Source organism: Brevibacterium otitidis (genome assembly GCF_042429315.1).
In the GTDB taxonomy this organism is placed as follows: domain Bacteria; phylum Actinomycetota; class Actinomycetes; order Actinomycetales; family Brevibacteriaceae; genus Brevibacterium; species Brevibacterium otitidis.
On the sequence record NZ_JBHMAU010000056.1, the window covers coordinates 1 to 16,650 of the forward strand.

Here is a 16,650-nt window from a genome sequence, read left to right on the forward strand (position 1 = left end):
AGGGTGTTCCACGTCGTGCCCAACTGGCGGGCCAGTCCCTGGACGGAGGCGTTCTCATACCGCAGCTGACGGATCGCCCACCGGACCGCGCGGGTTGTCAGCAGGCCGCGCGGGGCGGCTACCTGCGTGTTCTGCTCGAGGAACGTCACGACCGGGCAGGCAGACTCCCGGCAGATCCAGCGGTGCTTGCGCCACCGCAAGCGGGCAGGACGCCCAGCGGACGGAGCATCGATCAGGGTCACGGTGATGCGTCCGTGGCCGGTCGGGATGACGCCGCAACCGGGGCAACCGGTCAGCCGGTCGCAGGCCTCGACGTCGAGGACCACGCTCTCGTCGGTGGCATCGACGTCGGTCAGGTGCAGTCCGGGGAGGCCGAGGAGGACATCGCAGCGACTGCAACGGTCCAGAGATGTCGAGCAGGNTCATCATCAGGGACCTCGATGCTTATCCCCAGCACCCTTGCCCGATCGGCGTGCCCACACTCAACTCTGAAGAGCCACATAACGGAACATCGCACCGATGAGGGCAAGCTGTACATGTGCGCGGTCAAGGACGTGTTCAGCAACAAGATCGTCGGCTACACCATCGACGCACGGATGAAGTCCCGCCTGGCCGTCGCTGCGATCGAGGACGCTGTGGCACGTCGCGGCGGGCCACGCGCCGTGACCGGTTGCGTGGTGCACTCCGACCGCGGGTCGCAGTTCAGGTCGCGGAAGTTCCAGCACGCCTTGAAGCGTCTCGGCCTGGCGGGGTCGATGGGCCGAGTCGGTGCCGCTGGAGACAATGCGGCGATGGAATCGTTCTTCGCTGTGTTGCAAAAGAACGTCCTCAACCGGCGCCGGTGGGCCACCCGCGCACAGCTTCGCACAGCAATCGTCCACTGGGTCGAGCGGACCTATCACCAGAAGCGTCGGCAGCGCCGTCTGGGTAAACTGACCCCGGTTGAATACGAACTGGTTCACCACAAGGCCGTCGCCCTGACGGCATAAACCCCAGAGTCAACCAAACCTTCAGCAGTCCCTATTCGATATCTCCGACCTGACTGGGGTGCTCTAGGGATTTCGGACAGTGGCCCCAATAGAATTGGGGGTGTTATAGAAAGTGAGATTCTGTCCGAATGTCTACCTCTCGTCGTCGCTACAGCCAGGAGTTCAAGGACCAGCTGTGCGAGGAAGTTGTGTCCCAGTCGAAGACGATCCGCTCGGTCGCTGACGCCTACGGCATCGGCGCTGAAACCCTGCGGAACTGGGTCAAGAAGTACAAGGCCGCCCGCGGCGAAGATGAAGCACAGACGCCGCTGTCGGGATCGGAGCGGGCCCGGCTGGCGGAGCTGGAGCGGGAAAATCAGCAGCTGCGTGCCGAGGCCGCGTTCTTAAAAAAAAGCGGCCGCGTACTTCGCGCGGGAGCCACGGTAGTGGCGAAGTACGAATTCATCGACTCCCAACGCAAGCATGCCCACCCGGGATGGACGGTGGTGAACATGTGCGCCTGGCTGGAGGTCTCGAAGTCTGGCTACTACAACTGGCGCTTTCGCCCGCAGTCGGCCACCGCTGCACGTCGGCAGGCACTGACCGCACGGGTTCGGCACTTCTTCGAGGAATCGGATGGCACGTACGGGTACCGCCGCATCCACGCCGACCTGGCCGATGAGGGCACCGAGGCGTCCCCGGAGCTGGTCCGCCAGATTATGCGCGATGAGGCCCTCTACCCTGACTTGGCTCAAATTGGTGTGATGTAGATCATATTGACACTATGACCTGCGGGTTTGGGTTGTGAAGTGCTGGAATTCCTGACTAATCGGGTGGTTGGGGTGGNATATCGGTACCGATGCCGTTTTTCGACAGTCCGGTTGGCGCCACATCATGTGCCCGCTCTGCAACTGCGCCTAGGCTGGAGGAGAGGAGGCCATCATGGATCGCATCACCTTTCTGACCGGAGCTGGGATCTCCACCGGCGCCGGCATCCCCGACTTTCGCGGACCTGAAGGCATCTGGACGAAGGATCCCGATGCCGAACTCACCTCGACACTGTCCTACTACCTCGGCGATGCTGCGATCCGGCGCAAGGCGTGGCAGTATCGCTCGCAATCACGCTTCTGGGAAGCCGCACCGACACGCGCCCACCGCGCGATCGCCGAGTTCGAGCAGCGCACCGGTCGCGTGCGGGGCATCATCACCCAGAACGTGGACGGGCTGCACCAGCTGGCCGGCAGCAGCGATGCCCTCGTGCACGAAGTCCACGGCAACGTCCGCACCTGGCGCTGCGAGGACTGTCAGCAGACCGGCCCGATGAAGGACATGATCGACAGAGTCCGGGCCGGAAAGATCGAACCCCGCTGCCTGCAGTGCGGCGGCATCATCCGCGCGACGACGATCCTGTTCGGCGAGATGCTCGACGAGGCGGTGCTCGATGCGGCCATCGACGTAGCCGAGGACTGCGAGGTCATCATCGCCGTCGGCACGAGCCTGAATGTCACTCCCGTCGCCTCGCTGTTCCCCTTGGCGGTCGAGAGCGGGGCTGTCGGCTATATCGTCAACGCCGAGCCGACTCCCTTCGACGCATGGGCCGACGATGTGCTCGACGGGGACATTGAGGACGTTCTGCCGCCGCTGCTGTCCACACTGAGCTGATGAGCTAGACCCAGCGCCCCGGCTTTCGAGGCTTCTGGTCGGTCTCCGCCGCGCGAGGCAGCTGCAGGAACTCAGCGAACACCTCGGCGCCGGTGACCGTGACCGGCTGCTGAGCCCGGACCAGCCGGTCCTGGGTGAGCAGCATGGAGTGCTCTCGCCCAATGTGCGCGCCTCCGGCGGAGACCTCCATGAGCGAGCCGTTGGGCACATAGCCGACCTTCTCCGAGACGCGCCGGCTGGCCTCATTGCCCTCGAAGTAGGACGTCACGAGTTCGCGTGCACCGAAGTGGTCGAAGAAGGCGGCGGCGATCGTCTGGCGCATGAGGGTGCCGATGCCGTGTCCCTGATGCTGGCGGCCCAGCCACGACCCGGTCCCGACCGTGCGGCGCTGTGCGAAGGCGCGTGCGCCGGCACTCTGGACGCCGATTGCCTCACCTGCGAGCCGGGCGGTGAACTCGACGCGCCAGTTCTGTGGAGTCGCCTCCGCGCGGGTCCGCCAATGGTAGGTCGCCATGCTGCGCGCGACCTCCTCGGGAGTGCCCTTGTCCCAGTCGACGATGAAGGCACCGGGATGCGTCTTGACGCCGCCGGCGGCCAGCGCAGCGAGCTCCGGCAGATCGGATTCGCGGACAGGGGAGAGGCTCAGGTCCCCGCAGCTGATGGTCAGCGCGTACGGCGGCCAGATCTCCTCCAGGCTCAGGAGCATCTTTCGATATGCCATGCCATGACCCTATAACAGCGCTGTCCGCGGCAGCAGGGGAAACGGAGTGGGCCCGCACCGATGAGAGTCGATGCGGGCCCGATCACGGTCTCAGCGATCAGCTGTTGCGGCGCCGTGCCATCCACACTGCGGTGGTGCCGGCTGCTGCCAGCAGTGCGCCGATGCCGGCCAGTGCGCCGATCTGGGCACCGGTGCGCGGCAGGCGACCGTCGTCCACGGCGCGCTTATCATCATCATCGTCGTCGTCCTTCGGCTGCTCGGACGGATCATCCGACGGAGCCTCGCTCGTCTCGTCGCTGGGAGCCTGGGACGGATCTTCGCTCGGGTCCTCGCTGGGATCCTGCGAAGGCTCCTCGCTGGGCTCATCCGACGGGCCGTCGGTCGGCTCGTCAGTCGGTTCCTGGCTCGGCTCTTCGGTCGGCCCATCCTCAACGAGGCGGGAGTCGACATTGTAGAAGGTCGTCGAACCGGTCACCTCGTTGCCGACGATGAGCATGCCGGCGTTGCCCGCCTTGACTGCAGCGCCGTCGGCGGTCAGGTCAGCGGTCGGGACGAACACAATGCTCTCCGGGCCGGAGTCGCCGGCGTCAGCGACATTGTCCTCAGGCTGGACGCTGAAGTCGCGGTTGTTGACGTAGGTGACGTACTCAGAGTTGGCCGGATCGGTGATGTCGTAGACGAAGATGCCGCCGATACGCTCCAGGCCGATGAAGGCGTAGGTCTTCTCGCCGATCTGGCCGACCTCGATGGCCTCGGGCTCCGGGCCCTTGTCATCGGAGCGGTTGTCGAAGTTCGACTCGGTGTTGTCCGAGTTGAAGAAGTTCGGCAGGGCCTCTTCGGTGATCTGCTCGAAATCAGCGCCGGAGTCGAAGACCTGGTTGCCGTCGGTGTCGAGGATCGAGAACGACCGGCCGCCGACACCGTAGATGGTCTCGTAGCAGCTTCCGTCCTCCAACAGACCGTCAGCCGTCGTGATCTTCAGGCGGCCGAGATTCTCATCCTTGAGCATCTCCTCCTTACTCACCGGTGCCTCGTCACCGGGGCCGTCACCCTCGAAGAGCGAGTCACAGACCGGAGGCAGACCCTCCTTCTCATCACCGAGGTCCTTGACCCGCGCCTCTTCGGAGTAGGCATCGTAGTCGCGAGTATCGCCCTCATTGGCTGTCAGCAGGTAGTCCTTGCCGCCGATCTCAACCGACTTGATGGTGTCCGGCTGCAGGAACGACTCCACCGGCCAGTTCTGGAGATTGAACTTGTCATCCTTGTCCGACACATCGAACGGAACCACGGAGACATCCTGCGTGCCCATCGGCATCAGCTTCTCAGTCTTCGCCGACGGCAGATCGACGACGGCGATCGCGTTGGCTTCCTGCAGCGTGACATAGGCCTTGGTACCGATGACTGCGCTGTACTCCGGTTCGAGGTTCTCCGAGACCGGGAACTCCGGGGTGCCGGTGCCCGCGTCCTCACGGCCGCCGTAGATCCGCACGCCATCGGGCAGCGCATCGCCTTCGAAGTCATGGAAGTCGGCAGTTTTGACGCTGTCCTGGCTGGGAGCCTCAACCGCCTCGGGCAGGGTGATGATGCCCACCGAGCCCTCCGGGTCGACCGAGTAGTCGTCAGCCGGCTCGCCCTCATTGGCGACGACGCCGTACGTGCCGTCCTTGTCGAACACGATGGAGTCCGGCAGCGCACCGACGCCCACAGCGCCCAGCTGCTGGGGCTCATCGCCGGTGAGGTCGAAGAACGCAACCCAGCCGTCATCGGTCTTGGTCGGCGCTTCGAGCGCAACCGCAGCCAGACCGTCCGCGCGGACAGCCACAGAGTTGGCGACTGCGCCCTCCGGCACCGTCGTGCCGTCATCGGAGCTCATACCGGCAGTGGCCAGCTCGGTCACGAGGGTCGGCTTCGCAGCGTCGGAGGAGTCGAGCACCTGCACGGTTCCAGCCTGAGCATTGACGACCAGGGTCTGCTGCTTGGCCGGGTAGTAGCCGACGATCTCCGAGGCACCTTCGTCGAAGATGTCGGTGCGGTGCGAACCGAGGACAGACAGCTCGACAGCGGCGTCGGGAGCTGAATGGGAGGTGAAGTAATCCGGGTTGGCGGCGTTGGCCGGCAGCACGGTGACCGGTGCCAGGGCCGTGAGACCGACGACGCTCAGAGCGGTCAGACCAGCGGTGAAGCGAGACATAGAGGTTCTCCAGTCGAGTGCAAGGGGCACATTTGACCTTACGGTCTGGGATGGGCAGCGGATTGCGACAAAAGTGACGTCAAAGTGAATTCTCGGCTCCGCCGCCTGGAGCGATAGACTGGCCGGGCACTTCACCGACAGCCACATAGGGAGCACAGTGTCGAAGCCTGACGACGAATCACAGGACCGCCCGCGCCGCAGCAGCGACGGTCACAAGCGTCCCCGCGGCAGCGGACACGGCCCCCGCACCCAGCGCGGTGAGCGGAGCTTCGGTGACCGCTCCCGAGGCGGGAAGGGCTTCCAGCGCAGCGACCGGCGCCGGGATGATCGCCGCGACGGTCAGCGGTGGGACAACCGGCGTGATGATCGCCGCGGCGGCAAGGACTTCCGCCGGGACGAGCGCCGCGGCGGCAAGGACTTTCGGCGCGACGAGCGCCGTGGTGGGAAGGACTTCCGTCGGGCCGAGCGCAAGCGCAACGACCGTGAGCGCGGCGGCACCCGGCGTGAACGCCGGCACGAACCGCCGATTCCCGAAGGCATCACGGGCAAGGAGCTGCACTCCGAGACCCGCCGCCAGCTGCGGCCTTTGGAGAAGTCCAACGCCGACGTCGTTGCCAAGCACCTCGTCGCGGCTGGGCAGCTCGTCGATGCGGCCCCGGAGGTCGCGTATGAGCATGCCCAGGCTGCGCTCGGGCGCGCTGCCCGGATCGGTGCGGTGCGTGAGGCCGTCGGCATCGTCGCCTACCAGCTGGAGAAGTATGGAGAGGCGCTGCGGGAGCTGCGCACCCACCGGCGCATCACCGGTTCGAATGACAACGCCGCCCTCATGGCCGACTGCGAACGCGGTCGCGGCAATCCGCGCAAGGCCTTGGAAGTCGCCGCCGAGTTTGAAGCAGCGGAGCTCGACCCGGCCGTGCGCATCGAGCTGCTCATCGTCAAGGCCGGTGCCTACAGCGACCTCGGCGACAACGCCACTGCCAAGGAGATCCTCAGCAGTGCTGGCTTCACCGGCCACCCCGCTGGTGCCACCGTGCGGCTGCTGTCGGCTTATGCTGATCTGCTGCGCGTCGACGGCGAAACAGAGCTGGCGGACAAGTATGAACAGCTCGCTCGCCGCACTGCCAAGCTGAAGAACGTCATGTACGGCGATGAGGAGCCTGATCCCAACGCTGATGTCGAGATCATGACGATCCACGAGATCCCCGATGAGGAGCTCGCCGAGCCCGTCGCCGATGGGGCGGACGAGAACGAGGATCCAGCGCCTGGCGAGGATCCGGAAGCCGGCGATGCGGCTGCCTGGCCGGCCACCGCCTCGGGTGCGGCAGACGAGGCGCCGAGCAGCGAGGAGTCCGACGGCACCGCAGCAGAGGGCACCGCGGCACACGACGCCGAACCGGCCGAGGCACCTGCCGCGGAGCCGGAGCAGCCGGTGGCTGCGAACCTGTCCTTCGAGGATGAGGTCGAAGCCGAGCTGCAGGAGCTGCTCATCGAGGCCGGCATCGAGCCGGACGCCGGAACGCAGCCCGATGGCGGGGAGGAACCGCCGCAGGAGGAGACGCTCTTCTGAGCGGGCCGAAAGCACCCGAGACCGCTGAGCGCGCAAGGAGGCATCCATGAACGATCGCGCCGAGACCCGCACCGCATCGTCGGTGCTTGCGGCGACCGCCCACCTGGGGCCGGTCGACGGTGTGCTCTTCGATCTCGACGGCGTCATCTACGCCGGCCCCGAGGTGGTGCCCGGCGCCCAGGAAACCCTCACGCGGCTGGGGGAGGCCGGCATCCCCTACGGGTTCGTCACGAACAACGCCTCCCGCAGCGCCGAGGACATCGCCGCCCAGATCCGGTCCTATGGTCTGCCGGCTGAGGCTGCGCAGGTGACGACCTCGGCGCAGGTCGCTGCCCGCGCACTGGCCGCCGAGTTCCCATCCGGTGCCCCGATCCTGACGCTCGGCTCACCGGCATTGGCCGACTGCCTGCGCGAGGTCGGCCTCGCACCGGTCGCTGCGGGATCCGGGACAGTGCCGGCGGCGGTGGTGCAGGGATTCCACCGCGAACTCAACTGGTACGACTTCGCCGCGGCCTGCGAGGCGATCCGCGCCGGTGCCGCCTATTGGGCGACCAATCGCGACATCAGCATGCCCACCGATCGCGGTCCGATGCCCGGCAACGGTTCGTTCGTCCGCATCGTCGAGACCATCACCGGTGTCGAGCCGACCGTCACCGGGAAGCCCTCAGCGCTCATGATCACCGCCGCGGCAGCGGCGATCGGGGTGCAGCGCCCGCTCATGATCGGCGACCGGCTCGACACCGACATCGCCGGAGGCCGGGCGGCCGGCTATCCCACCGCACTCGTGCTCACCGGCATCCACCAGGTCGAGGATGCCCGGGCTGCCGGCGCCGAGGCGCAGCCGGACCTCATCGTCGCTGCCCTGCCCGAGCTGTTCGAACCGGTGACCGGCCGCAGCACAGAGGAGACCTCATGAACGACAGCGGCGCACAGCCCAACAGCCCGAAGCCCAGCTCCAGCCCGAAGCCCAGCCCGGCAGCTGCTGCCGGAGCGCTGGAGACCGCCGCCTGGCAGGAGGCAGTCGAGGCTCTCGAACACGCCGATGATGCCACCGCGCTCGAGCAGTCCGGCCGGCTGCTCGACGAGCTGGAGCAGGGGCTGTCCTCGCTATGACGCGGCGCAGCTCATGAGCGGACCGGACGCACAGCGCCTCGACGCAGCGCTCGTCACCCGCGGGCTGGCCGTCTCCCGCAACCGGGCTGCCCGGCAGATCGCGGCCGGGCACGTCGTCGTCAACGGCGGTGCCGCACAGAAGGCCTCGCAGAAGGTCAGCGCCGATGATGTCATCGAGCTGCGCGGTGAGGACCCGTGGGTGGCCCGCAGCGCCCACAAGCTGCTCGGCGCCTTGGAGGACTTCGGACTGCAGGACTTGCCCGCCGGAGCAGTGTGCCTGGACGCCGGCGCCTCGACCGGCGGATTCACCCAGGTGCTGCTGGCTGTGGGGGCCGCCCATGTGTACGCCGTCGACGTCGGCCACGATCAGCTGGCCCCGCTGCTGCGCGCCGATGCGCGGGTGACGAACCTCGAAGGCACCAATCTGCGGCATCTGCAGCTCCACCAGCTGCCGCCGCTGCCCGAACAGCAGGCTGGCAGGCAGAGCAGCGGCGTCGATCTCGTCGTCGCCGATGTCTCCTTCATCTCCCTGACCCTGCTGCTCGAACCGCTGCTGGCACTCACGCGCCCGGGCGGCGCCCTGCTGCTCATGGTCAAACCGCAGTTCGAACGCGGCCGACATGCCGTCAACCGCAACGGCGTCGTCACCGATCCGGCCGAGCGGAAGGCGGCCGTCGACACGGTCGCCGCCGCTGCACAGGCCGCTGGCGCCACCGTCCACGGCTGGTGCGAAACCCGGCTGCCCGGTCCGAGCGGCAACCGCGAGTACTTCATCCACATCACCCAAGCAGATTCTCAGGCTTGTACAGTTGACTGAGATCAGCACGCCAGACATCGGCCCGGCAGCAGCGGCCTGAGCGCCGCATCCGCACAGCCGAGGTCTGGCGATCGACTGCCCAGCTGCCGTGCAGCTGAGCCCAGCCAGCCGGCTGACGGCATGAGAGCCGCACTCGACGACACGATGAGGAAGGGGACAGACGTGCAGCGCAGCATCGCCGTCATGCTCCACCCGCAGCGCGCGGACTCCCGCGAAGCTGCCCTGCGCGTGTGCGCCACTCTGCACTCCGACGGCATCCAGCCGGTCATGCTCGCCTCCGATCATGAGATGCTCATCAGCCACACCGGCCTGCTCGACACGCCGGTGCGCGTCTGTGATGACGACAACGTCGCCTGCCTCGGACCCGACTGCGAACTCGTCATCGTCCTCGGCGGCGACGGCACCATCCTGCGGGCGGCAGAGAAGTTCCGTCACCTCGCCGTCCCGCTGCTGGGCGTCAACCTCGGCCACGTCGGTTTCCTCGCCGAAAGCGAACGTGAGAACCTCGACGCCGCCGTCCACCGGGCCGTCAGCCGCGACTACGAAGTCGATGAGCGCATGGCCCTCGATGTCCGCGTCATCGCCGATGGGCGGATCATCCACCGCACCTGGGCGCTGAACGAAGCGACGATCGAGAAGAGCGACGAATGCCGGATGATCGACGTCATCCTGGGCGTCGACTCCCGGCCGGTGTCCTCCTTCGGCTGTGACGGCGTCATCCTCGCCACCCCCACCGGCTCGACGGCCTACGCCTTCTCCGCCGGCGGCCCGATCGTGTGGCCGGATGTCGAAGCGCTCATGATGCTGCCGATCTCCGCTCACGCCCTGTTCACCAAGCCGCTCGTCGTCAGCCCCGACTCCCGCCTCGGCGTCGAATTCCAGCCCTCCCAGCCGGGCATGCACGCCGGCCTGTGGTGCGACGGCCGCCATGAGATCGACCTGCCGGCAGGCGCACGCATCGAAGCCCGTCGCTCGACGACCCCGGTCGCGCTCGCCCGCCTGTCGACGCGCCGCTTCGCCGACCGGCTCGTCGCCAAGTTCCAGCTGCCGGTCACCGGCTGGCGCGGCCCCAGCCGCACCACCGACACGAACACCCTGCCGGTCGTCAGCCCCGAGACCCAGCCGCGAGGCGATCGATGATCTCGAGTCTGCGCATCGAGAACCTCGGCGTCATCTCCGCAGCCGACATCGACCTCGGCTCCGGGCTGACCGTCGTCACCGGCGAGACCGGCGCCGGCAAGACGATGTTCGTCACCGCCCTCGACATGCTCACCGGCGCCCGCGCCGAACCGCGCGTCGTGCGCGCCGGTGCGCAGCGCGCCGTCGTCGAAGGGATCTTCGACCTCACCGACCAGGCCGCGTCAGCCCGCGAGCAGATCACCGAGCGCATCGGCGAAGCCGGAGGAGAAGCCGATGAGGAGGCGATCCTCACCCGCAGCATCCCCGCCGAGGGCCGCGCCCGAGCCACGGCCGGCGGACGGACCGTGCCGCTGGCAGTCCTCAAAGACGTCGGCAATGCGCTCGTGTCGATGCACGGCCAGTCGGAGCAGATCACCCTGCGCTCCGCAGCCAAACAGCGCGCCCTGCTCGACCGCTACGGCGGGCGGGCGATCGCCGAGGCGCTCGACAGCTACCAGCAGGCCTACCGGCGCTGGCAGGAGCTCGCAGCCGAGGCGGCGCGCCTGCGTGAGACCGCTGATGAGCGCGCAGCCCGCATCGCCTACCTCAACGAGAGCCTCGAGACGATCGACGCGGTGCGCCCGGTGGCAGGCGAGGATGAGGAGCTCCGGGCCCTGTCTGCCCGGCTGGGAGCGGCCGAGGACCTCAAACAGGCCGTCGGCACTGCCCATGATGCGCTCGCCGGCAGCGACTGGCAGGAGACGCACAACGCCCTCGACGCCCTCGAAGCCGCCATCGCCGAGGTGACCCGCGCCGCCGGCACCGACTCCAGCCTCGAAGCCCATGTCGAAGCGCTCACCGATGTGCGCATCCGGATGACGGACACCGCCACGGAGCTCGCGGCCTATGTCGCCTCCTTCTCCGACCTCGAAGGCCAGTCCCTGGAAGAGACCGAAGCCCGACGGGCAGCGCTCGGCTCCCTTTCGGCCTTCGGCGCCGATGTCGAGGAGGTGCTCGCCTTCGAGACGCAGGTTGGAGAAGAGCTGCTGGAGCTGCAGAACGCCGAGAGCTCCTCTGCCGGCATGGACGATGCCGTCGCCGCGGCCTTCGACGCTGTCACCGAGACCGGCCAGCGGCTCACACAGCTGCGCGAACAGGCCGCCGAGGAGTTCGCCGCCGCCGTCTCCGATGAGCTCACCGCCCTGTCGATGCCGCGGGCCCGGATCGTCTTCGAGATCACCGCGGCCGAACCCCACAGCCTCGGCACCGACACCGTGGCGATGCTCTTCAGCGCCCACGACGCTGCCGTGCCCGGAGAGATCGGCAAGCTCGCCTCCGGCGGTGAGCTCTCCCGCGTCATGCTCGCCATCGAAGTCGTCAAAGCCGCCAAGGACACCTTCCCGACCTTCGTGTTCGACGAGGTCGACGCCGGCGTCGGCGGCAAGGCCGCGATCGAGATCGGGCGGCGCCTGGCCCGGCTGGCCGCCCACTCCCAGGTCATCGTCGTCACCCACCTGGCGCAGGTCGCCGCCTGGGCCGACACCCACATCACCGTCGTCAAGGACGACCAGTCCGACGGCGCGGTCTCCGGTGTCACCACCCTCGACCAGGCGGGCCGTGAAGCGGAGCTGGCCCGGATGCTCGGCGGAATGGCCGACTCCGGATCCGCGCGCGCCCATGCGGTCGAGCTCATGGACACGGCGGCCGCGGAGAAAGCACAGTTCTGACATGCCGCATGCGACAATGGCGGCACCATGAAAATCCGCAGAAGCCGCGAGACCATCGAGACCGATCTGGCCATCGGCCCAGCCGTCACCCGCGTCGACCGCCGTACGAAGGACCTGACGAAGCGGCTGCAGCCCGGCGAGATCGCCGTCATCTGCCATTCCGATATCGACCGGGTCTCCGCTGAAGCACTCGTCGAATGCCGTCCCGCGGCCGTGGTCAACACCGTCAAGTCGATCTCCGGACGCTACCCCAACCTCGGGCCCGGCATCATCGTCGAAGCCGGCATCCCCCTCATCGACGAAGCCGGCGAAGAGCTCATGGACACCCTCACCGAAGGCGAGGAGCTCACCCTCAGCGAAGGCGTCATCGAACGCGACGGCGAGCCGGTGGGCGAAGGGCGCGTGCACACTCCGCTCAGCATCGAGAAGGAGATGAAGGAAGCCGAGTCCGGGATGAACAAGGTGCTCGTCGACTTCGTCGAGAACACCATCGAATACATCCGCAAGGACTCCGATCTGCTGTCCGAGGACTTCGTCGTCCCGCATGTGCGCACGAACTTCGCCGGCCGGCACGCCCTCATCGTGGTGCGCGGCTACCACTACAAAGAAGACCTCGCGATGCTGGGGACCTACATCCGCGAGTACCGGCCGATCCTCATCGGTGTCGACGGGGGTGCGGACGCGATCCTGGAGGCTGGCTATTCCCCGGACATGATCGTCGGCGATATGGACTCCGTCTCCGATGCCGCGCTGAGCTCCGGAGCCGAACTCGTCGTCCACGCCTATCGCGACGGCCGCGCGCCGGGCGTCGAACGGCTGCACGACCTCGGCCTCGAATGCGTCATCTTCCCCGCCTCGGGCACCAGCGAGGACATCGCGATGCTGCTGGCCGATGACAAGGGCTCACCGCTCATCGTCGCCGTCGGCAGCCATGACACGCTCATCGAGTTCCTCGACAAGGGACGCCGCGGTATGGCCTCGACGTTCCTCACCCGCCTGCGCGTGGGCTCCAAACTCCTCGACGCCAAAGGAGTCTCCCTGCTGTACCGGCAGCGGATCTCCTCCTGGCAGCTGACGATCCTCGCGCTGGCCGGCCTGTTCGCCCTGTTCATCGCGCTGTCGGCGACGCCGGCCGGGCAGACGCTGCTTGGACTCATCGGCGCCCAGTTCGACGGCATCATCCAGTGGTTCGAGAACCTGTTCTCACCCACTCCCACCCCCGAGGCGCTCGGCGGCCGCCTGCCGCACACCCACCTGCCCGTTTCCTGCCCCATCGATGAAGGGTCCGCTCTGACGTGATCGACTTCCGCTACCACCTCGTCTCGCTCATCTCGGTGTTCGTCGCCCTGGCGATCGGCATCGTGCTCGGTGCCGGACCGCTCAAGGAGCCGATCGGCGACTCCCTGGAGAGCCAGGTCGAGTCGCTGCGCGCCGACCGCGACGAGCTGCGCACCGAACTCGATCAGTCCAAGACCGATCTCAATGACCTCAACGAGTTCATCGTCGCCACCGCCCCGGATCTCCTCGGCGACACCCTGACCGATGTGCCGGTCACCCTCGTGCGCACCGCCGGCACCAATGCCGATGCGGTCAACGCCGTGCGCGACCGGCTCTCCGAGACCGGTGCCGGCGTGCATGACGGCGGGGAGCTGTCAGCCGAGGTCTTCGACCCCGAGGGTGCGGATAAGCTGCTCACCACCCTGCGCTCGATCGACACGGATCTGCCCGATGACGATGCGAAGGCCCTGAGCGAGGCGCTCGCCTCCGCGATCTCGACCGGCAGCTCCGATGCCGCCGATGAGCCGAGCCCGGAGCCCACCGAGGGTGAGAGCGCCGCCCCGGACGCCGGAGCAGCGCAGGGGTACGACCAGAAGCAGTCCGAAGAGGTGCTGCAGGCCTTCGCCGCCGCCGGCCGGATCAACGGCGGCGGATACGCTGAAGCCGCGGTCATCGTCCTCATCGCCCCGCCGGTGCCCGAAGCCCAGGCCGCCGCCGGTGAGCCGGCCGAGGCGACGGCCCCGGAGCCGAGCGCCTACTCCGACTTCGCAGCCTCCCTCGACGCCCGCACCCCGACCGTCGTCGCCGGCACCACCGCCGGTGCCGAGAGCGGACTCGTCGGCTTCGTGCGGGAGTCCGACCCCGGCGTCTCCAGCGTCGACAGCATCGAGCTCGGCGCCGGACCGGTCATCACCGCCCTGACCGTCGGAGCGCTGCACAATGATGAGGTCGAAGGCCACTTCGGCTTCGCCGCCAACGCCGATGACCTCATGCCAGGAGCAGAGAAATGATCCGCACCCTCATCTCCGCCTCGGTCGCCGCTGTCGCCGGCTACGCCGTCACCCGCGGTGTCATCGCCGCCCGCAACCGCCTCGGCTTCGGCGCCGCGATGGACCGGACGAACCACGCCGGCGAGACCGTCTCCCTCATCGAGGGCCCGGCTGTCGCCGCCGGCACCGCCGTCGTCTCAGCGTTCGCCGACCCGCTGCCGCACCGCCTGGCCGCAAGCCTGGCCACGACTGCCGCCGGAGTGCTCGGCGCCGTCGACGACTTCGCCGAATCCGGCAGCGCCAAGGGGCTGCGCGGACACCTGAGCGCCCTGGCCCGCGGCGAGATCACCACCGGCGGGCTCAAGGTCTTCGGCATCTCCGCCTCGGCCGTCATCGCCGCGGCGCTCGGCCGCGACGCCGAGGAGCTGGCCGGCTCCCAGACGCTCGGCACGCTCGCCGATGCGGTGCTCGCCGGCGGCGTCATCGCCGGGACCGCCAACCTCATCAACCTCCTCGACCTGCGTCCGGCCCGCGCACTCAAGGCCAGTGCGATCCTCGCCGCCGCCAGCCTGGCCGGCGGCCGTGGCTCCGCGATCGTGCTGAGCGCCGGCAGCCTCGGCGTCATCGCCGCCGCCTTCACCGAGGATGCTGCCGGGCTCACGATGCTCGGCGACACCGGCGCCAACGCGCTCGGCAGCCTGCTCGGTACCGCCACCGCCCTCGAGGCCTCCCGCACACAGCTGGCCATCGGCCTCGCCGTGCTCGCAGCGCTGACCCTGGCGAGCGAGAAGATCTCCTTCACCGAGGTCATCGAGAGCACCCCGGGCCTGCGGGAGCTCGACGCCTGGGCACGAGTGCACTGATGCCCCGCTGGCTGCGGGCCACAGCCGGAGCGGCGCTGGCCGTCTCCGTCATCACCCTGCTGACACGGGTCATCGGGTTCCTCCGCTGGCTCGTCTTCTCACCGACCGTCGGCGCCGGCGTCGTCGGCACCGCCTACCAGGCCGCCAACCAGGTCCCCAACATCCTCTACGAGGTCGTCGCCGGCGGCGCGCTCGCCGGTGCCGTCGTACCCCTGCTGGCCGCGCCGATCGCACGCAGCGACCGTGCCGACGTCAACCGGATCGCCTCCGCGCTGCTGACCTGGTCGCTGGCGCTGACAGTGCCGCTGGCCGTCATCGTCGCAGTGTTCCACCAGCCGCTCGCCACCGTCATCATCGCCGGGGGAGCCGGGGCGGACCCAGCCGCCGTCCACTATGCCGGGCAGTTCCTCCTCATCTTCGCCGCACAGCTGCCCCTGTACGCGATCGGCGCGGTGCTCACCGGCGTGCTGCAGGCCCACCGCCGGTTCCTGTGGCCGGCATTCATGCCGCTGCTCTCAAGCCTCGTCGTCATCGGCACCTATCTGGCCTACGGCGCCGTGCCCACCGACCCGAACTCCGCTGCTGCCGGGCCGCTGGCGCTGCTGGCCTGGGGCACCACCGCCGGCGTCGTCGCCCTGGCCCTGCCGCTGTGGCTGCCGACCGCCGCCACCGGTGTGAAGCTGCGGCTGAGCTTCTCCTTCCCCGCCGGCGTCGCCCAGCGGGCGGTCCGCCTGGGCACCGCCGGCATGACCGCGCTCATCGCCCAGCAGGTGGCGATCCTGTCCGTGCTCACCGTCTCCAACCGCACCGGCGGCACCGGCGTGTTCGTGCTGTTCAACTACATCCAGGCCGTCTACATGCTGCCGTACGCAGTGCTCGCAGTGCCGATCGCCACCGTCGTGTTCCCGCGCCTGTCGCGGCAGGTCGCCGAAGCCGCCGCCGAGGTGCCGCGCACCGTGGCGACGACGACAGCGGCGATCCTCATCGCCGGCGGGCTCGGCGCTGCGATCCTCGCCTCCGCCGCCGTGCCGCTGCAGCAGTTCTTCACCGCCTTCGACGCCGCCTCCGGCTCAACGGCTGTGCCCTTCACAGCGATGTCCACAGCGATCCTCGCGATGGCGCTGGCGGTGCCCGGCTGGTGCCTCATCGCCTGGGCGATGCGCATGTACGCCGCACTCGAATCCTCCCGCTATGCCGCGATCGGCACGACCACCGGCTGGCTCACGGTCATCGCCATCGTCCTCATCGGCGCACTCATCATCACCGGCACCGCACCCGCCCAGCCGGCCGCCGCCACCCTCATCCTCGTGTGCCTCGGCCACGCGGTCGGCATGAGCGCAGCCGGGCTCATGCACCTGCTGTTCCTGCGCCGCGCCATCGGGCCGGCCGCACTGCAGGGACTGCCTCGCACACTCGCCACCGCCGGCCTCAGCACCGCCGCCGCCGCCGGAGCCGGATACGCCAGCGCCCGCCTCCTGCTCGGCGCCACCAGCGCCTGGCCGCCGGCCGCCGGAGCGGTCATCTCCGGACTGGCCGCTGGCCTCATCGCCGTGGCTGTCATGGGCGGGCTGACGCTGCTGCTCAACCGCTCCCTCGTCGCCGCGATGCGGCAGCTGGCCGGCAGCTGATGCACCC

General features: G+C 68.4%; 14 protein-coding genes and 2 pseudogenes. 13 read left to right on the forward strand and 3 right to left on the reverse strand.

The features are described from left to right. Positions 1 to 242 (reverse strand): annotated as a pseudogene (locus ACFFN1_RS08875) (ISL3 family transposase); the annotation flags it as partial. Between the two features lie 114 nt (positions 243 to 356). On the opposite strand from ACFFN1_RS08875, the gene ACFFN1_RS08880 reads away from it, so the two are divergent. The 3 genes and pseudogenes from ACFFN1_RS08880 to ACFFN1_RS08890 all read left to right on the forward strand — a co-directional run bounded on the left by ACFFN1_RS08880 (position 357) and on the right by ACFFN1_RS08890 (position 2,630). Next, a complete protein-coding gene (locus ACFFN1_RS08880) occupies positions 357 to 989 on the forward strand; it encodes an IS3 family transposase (RefSeq protein ID WP_376840379.1) in 633 nt (210 codons plus the stop codon). Between the two features lie 128 nt (positions 990 to 1,117). Further along, positions 1,118 to 1,711: pseudogene (locus ACFFN1_RS08885) on the forward strand (transposase); the annotation flags it as partial. Between the two features lie 199 nt (positions 1,712 to 1,910). Then, a complete protein-coding gene (locus ACFFN1_RS08890; RefSeq protein ID WP_376840340.1) occupies positions 1,911 to 2,630 on the forward strand; it encodes an SIR2 family NAD-dependent protein deacylase in 720 nt (239 codons plus the stop codon). Positions 2,631 to 2,634: 4 nt separating this feature from the next. Here the strand turns inward: ACFFN1_RS08890 and ACFFN1_RS08895 are convergent, their stop codons facing one another. Together ACFFN1_RS08895 and ACFFN1_RS08900 are read right to left on the reverse strand one after the other, a co-directional pair. After that, on the reverse strand, positions 2,635 to 3,351 hold the full coding sequence (locus tag ACFFN1_RS08895; RefSeq protein WP_376840342.1) for a GNAT family N-acetyltransferase: 717 nt from the start codon (positions 3,349 to 3,351) through the stop codon (positions 2,635 to 2,637). Positions 3,352 to 3,448: 97 nt separating this feature from the next. Then, a complete protein-coding gene (locus ACFFN1_RS08900) occupies positions 3,449 to 5,542 on the reverse strand; it encodes a choice-of-anchor I family protein (RefSeq protein WP_376840343.1) in 2,094 nt (697 codons plus the stop codon). Positions 5,543 to 5,699: 157 nt separating this feature from the next. Here ACFFN1_RS08900 and ACFFN1_RS08905 point away from each other — a divergent pair, with 157 nt between their 5' ends. From ACFFN1_RS08905 to murJ, 10 genes are all read left to right on the forward strand, one after another. Next, positions 5,700 to 7,109: a hypothetical protein gene (locus ACFFN1_RS08905; RefSeq protein ID WP_376840345.1), complete on the forward strand. Its 1,410-nt coding sequence runs from the start codon at positions 5,700 to 5,702 to the stop codon at positions 7,107 to 7,109. A gap of 46 nt (positions 7,110 to 7,155) precedes the next feature. After that, positions 7,156 to 8,025, forward strand: a complete 870-nt coding sequence (locus ACFFN1_RS08910) for an HAD-IIA family hydrolase (RefSeq protein WP_376840347.1) — start codon at positions 7,156 to 7,158, stop codon at positions 8,023 to 8,025. Then, entirely contained in the window at positions 8,022 to 8,222 is a 201-nt protein-coding gene (locus tag ACFFN1_RS08915; protein ID WP_376840349.1) for a hypothetical protein, read from the forward strand. The genes ACFFN1_RS08910 and ACFFN1_RS08915 overlap by 4 nt, the downstream gene beginning before the upstream one ends. 13 nt (positions 8,223 to 8,235) lie before the next feature. Further along, entirely contained in the window at positions 8,236 to 9,039 is an 804-nt protein-coding gene (locus ACFFN1_RS08920; RefSeq protein ID WP_376840351.1) for a TlyA family RNA methyltransferase, read from the forward strand. A gap of 120 nt (positions 9,040 to 9,159) precedes the next feature. Further along, entirely contained in the window at positions 9,160 to 10,179 is a 1,020-nt protein-coding gene (locus ACFFN1_RS08925) for an NAD kinase (protein WP_376840352.1), read from the forward strand. Next, positions 10,176 to 11,885, forward strand: a complete 1,710-nt coding sequence (gene recN / locus ACFFN1_RS08930; protein WP_376840353.1) for a DNA repair protein RecN — start codon at positions 10,176 to 10,178, stop codon at positions 11,883 to 11,885. Before ACFFN1_RS08925 ends, recN begins: the two co-directional genes overlap by 4 nt. Positions 11,886 to 11,912: 27 nt before the next feature. After that, entirely contained in the window at positions 11,913 to 13,184 is a 1,272-nt protein-coding gene (gene steA, locus ACFFN1_RS08935; RefSeq protein ID WP_376840354.1) for a putative cytokinetic ring protein SteA, read from the forward strand. After that, complete coding sequence (locus ACFFN1_RS08940) at positions 13,181 to 14,173, forward strand: copper transporter (protein WP_376840356.1); 993 nt, start codon at positions 13,181 to 13,183, stop codon at positions 14,171 to 14,173. The genes steA and ACFFN1_RS08940 overlap by 4 nt, the downstream gene beginning before the upstream one ends. Then, positions 14,170 to 15,015 (forward strand): hypothetical protein, encoded by an 846-nt coding sequence (locus ACFFN1_RS08945; protein WP_376840357.1) that lies wholly within the window; start codon positions 14,170 to 14,172, stop codon positions 15,013 to 15,015. Before ACFFN1_RS08940 ends, ACFFN1_RS08945 begins: the two co-directional genes overlap by 4 nt. After that, on the forward strand, positions 15,015 to 16,643 hold the full coding sequence (gene murJ, locus ACFFN1_RS08950; RefSeq protein WP_376840358.1) for a murein biosynthesis integral membrane protein MurJ: 1,629 nt from the start codon (positions 15,015 to 15,017) through the stop codon (positions 16,641 to 16,643). Before ACFFN1_RS08945 ends, murJ begins: the two co-directional genes overlap by 1 nt. The last annotated feature ends 7 nt before the right edge of the window (positions 16,644 to 16,650 follow it).

Bases quoted from the DNA above. Each gene is read 5' to 3' on its own strand.
- ACFFN1_RS08890 (WP_376840340.1), top strand. From the start codon at position 1,911: ATGGATCGCATCACCTTTCTGACCGGAGCTGGGATCTCCACCGGCGCC.
- ACFFN1_RS08895 (WP_376840342.1), bottom strand. From the start codon at position 3,351: ATGGCATATCGAAAGATGCTCCTGAGCCTGGAGGAGATCTGGCCGCCG.
- ACFFN1_RS08900 (WP_376840343.1), bottom strand. From the start codon at position 5,542: ATGTCTCGCTTCACCGCTGGTCTGACCGCTCTGAGCGTCGTCGGTCTC.
- ACFFN1_RS08910 (WP_376840347.1), top strand. From the start codon at position 7,156: ATGAACGATCGCGCCGAGACCCGCACCGCATCGTCGGTGCTTGCGGCG.
- ACFFN1_RS08915 (WP_376840349.1), top strand. From the start codon at position 8,022: ATGAACGACAGCGGCGCACAGCCCAACAGCCCGAAGCCCAGCTCCAGC.
- ACFFN1_RS08920 (WP_376840351.1), top strand. From the start codon at position 8,236: ATGAGCGGACCGGACGCACAGCGCCTCGACGCAGCGCTCGTCACCCGC.
- ACFFN1_RS08925 (WP_376840352.1), top strand. From the start codon at position 9,160: ATGAGAGCCGCACTCGACGACACGATGAGGAAGGGGACAGACGTGCAG.
- recN (WP_376840353.1), top strand. From the start codon at position 10,176: ATGATCTCGAGTCTGCGCATCGAGAACCTCGGCGTCATCTCCGCAGCC.
- steA (WP_376840354.1), top strand. From the start codon at position 11,913: ATGAAAATCCGCAGAAGCCGCGAGACCATCGAGACCGATCTGGCCATC.
- ACFFN1_RS08945 (WP_376840357.1), top strand. From the start codon at position 14,170: ATGATCCGCACCCTCATCTCCGCCTCGGTCGCCGCTGTCGCCGGCTAC.
- murJ (WP_376840358.1), top strand. From the start codon at position 15,015: ATGCCCCGCTGGCTGCGGGCCACAGCCGGAGCGGCGCTGGCCGTCTCC.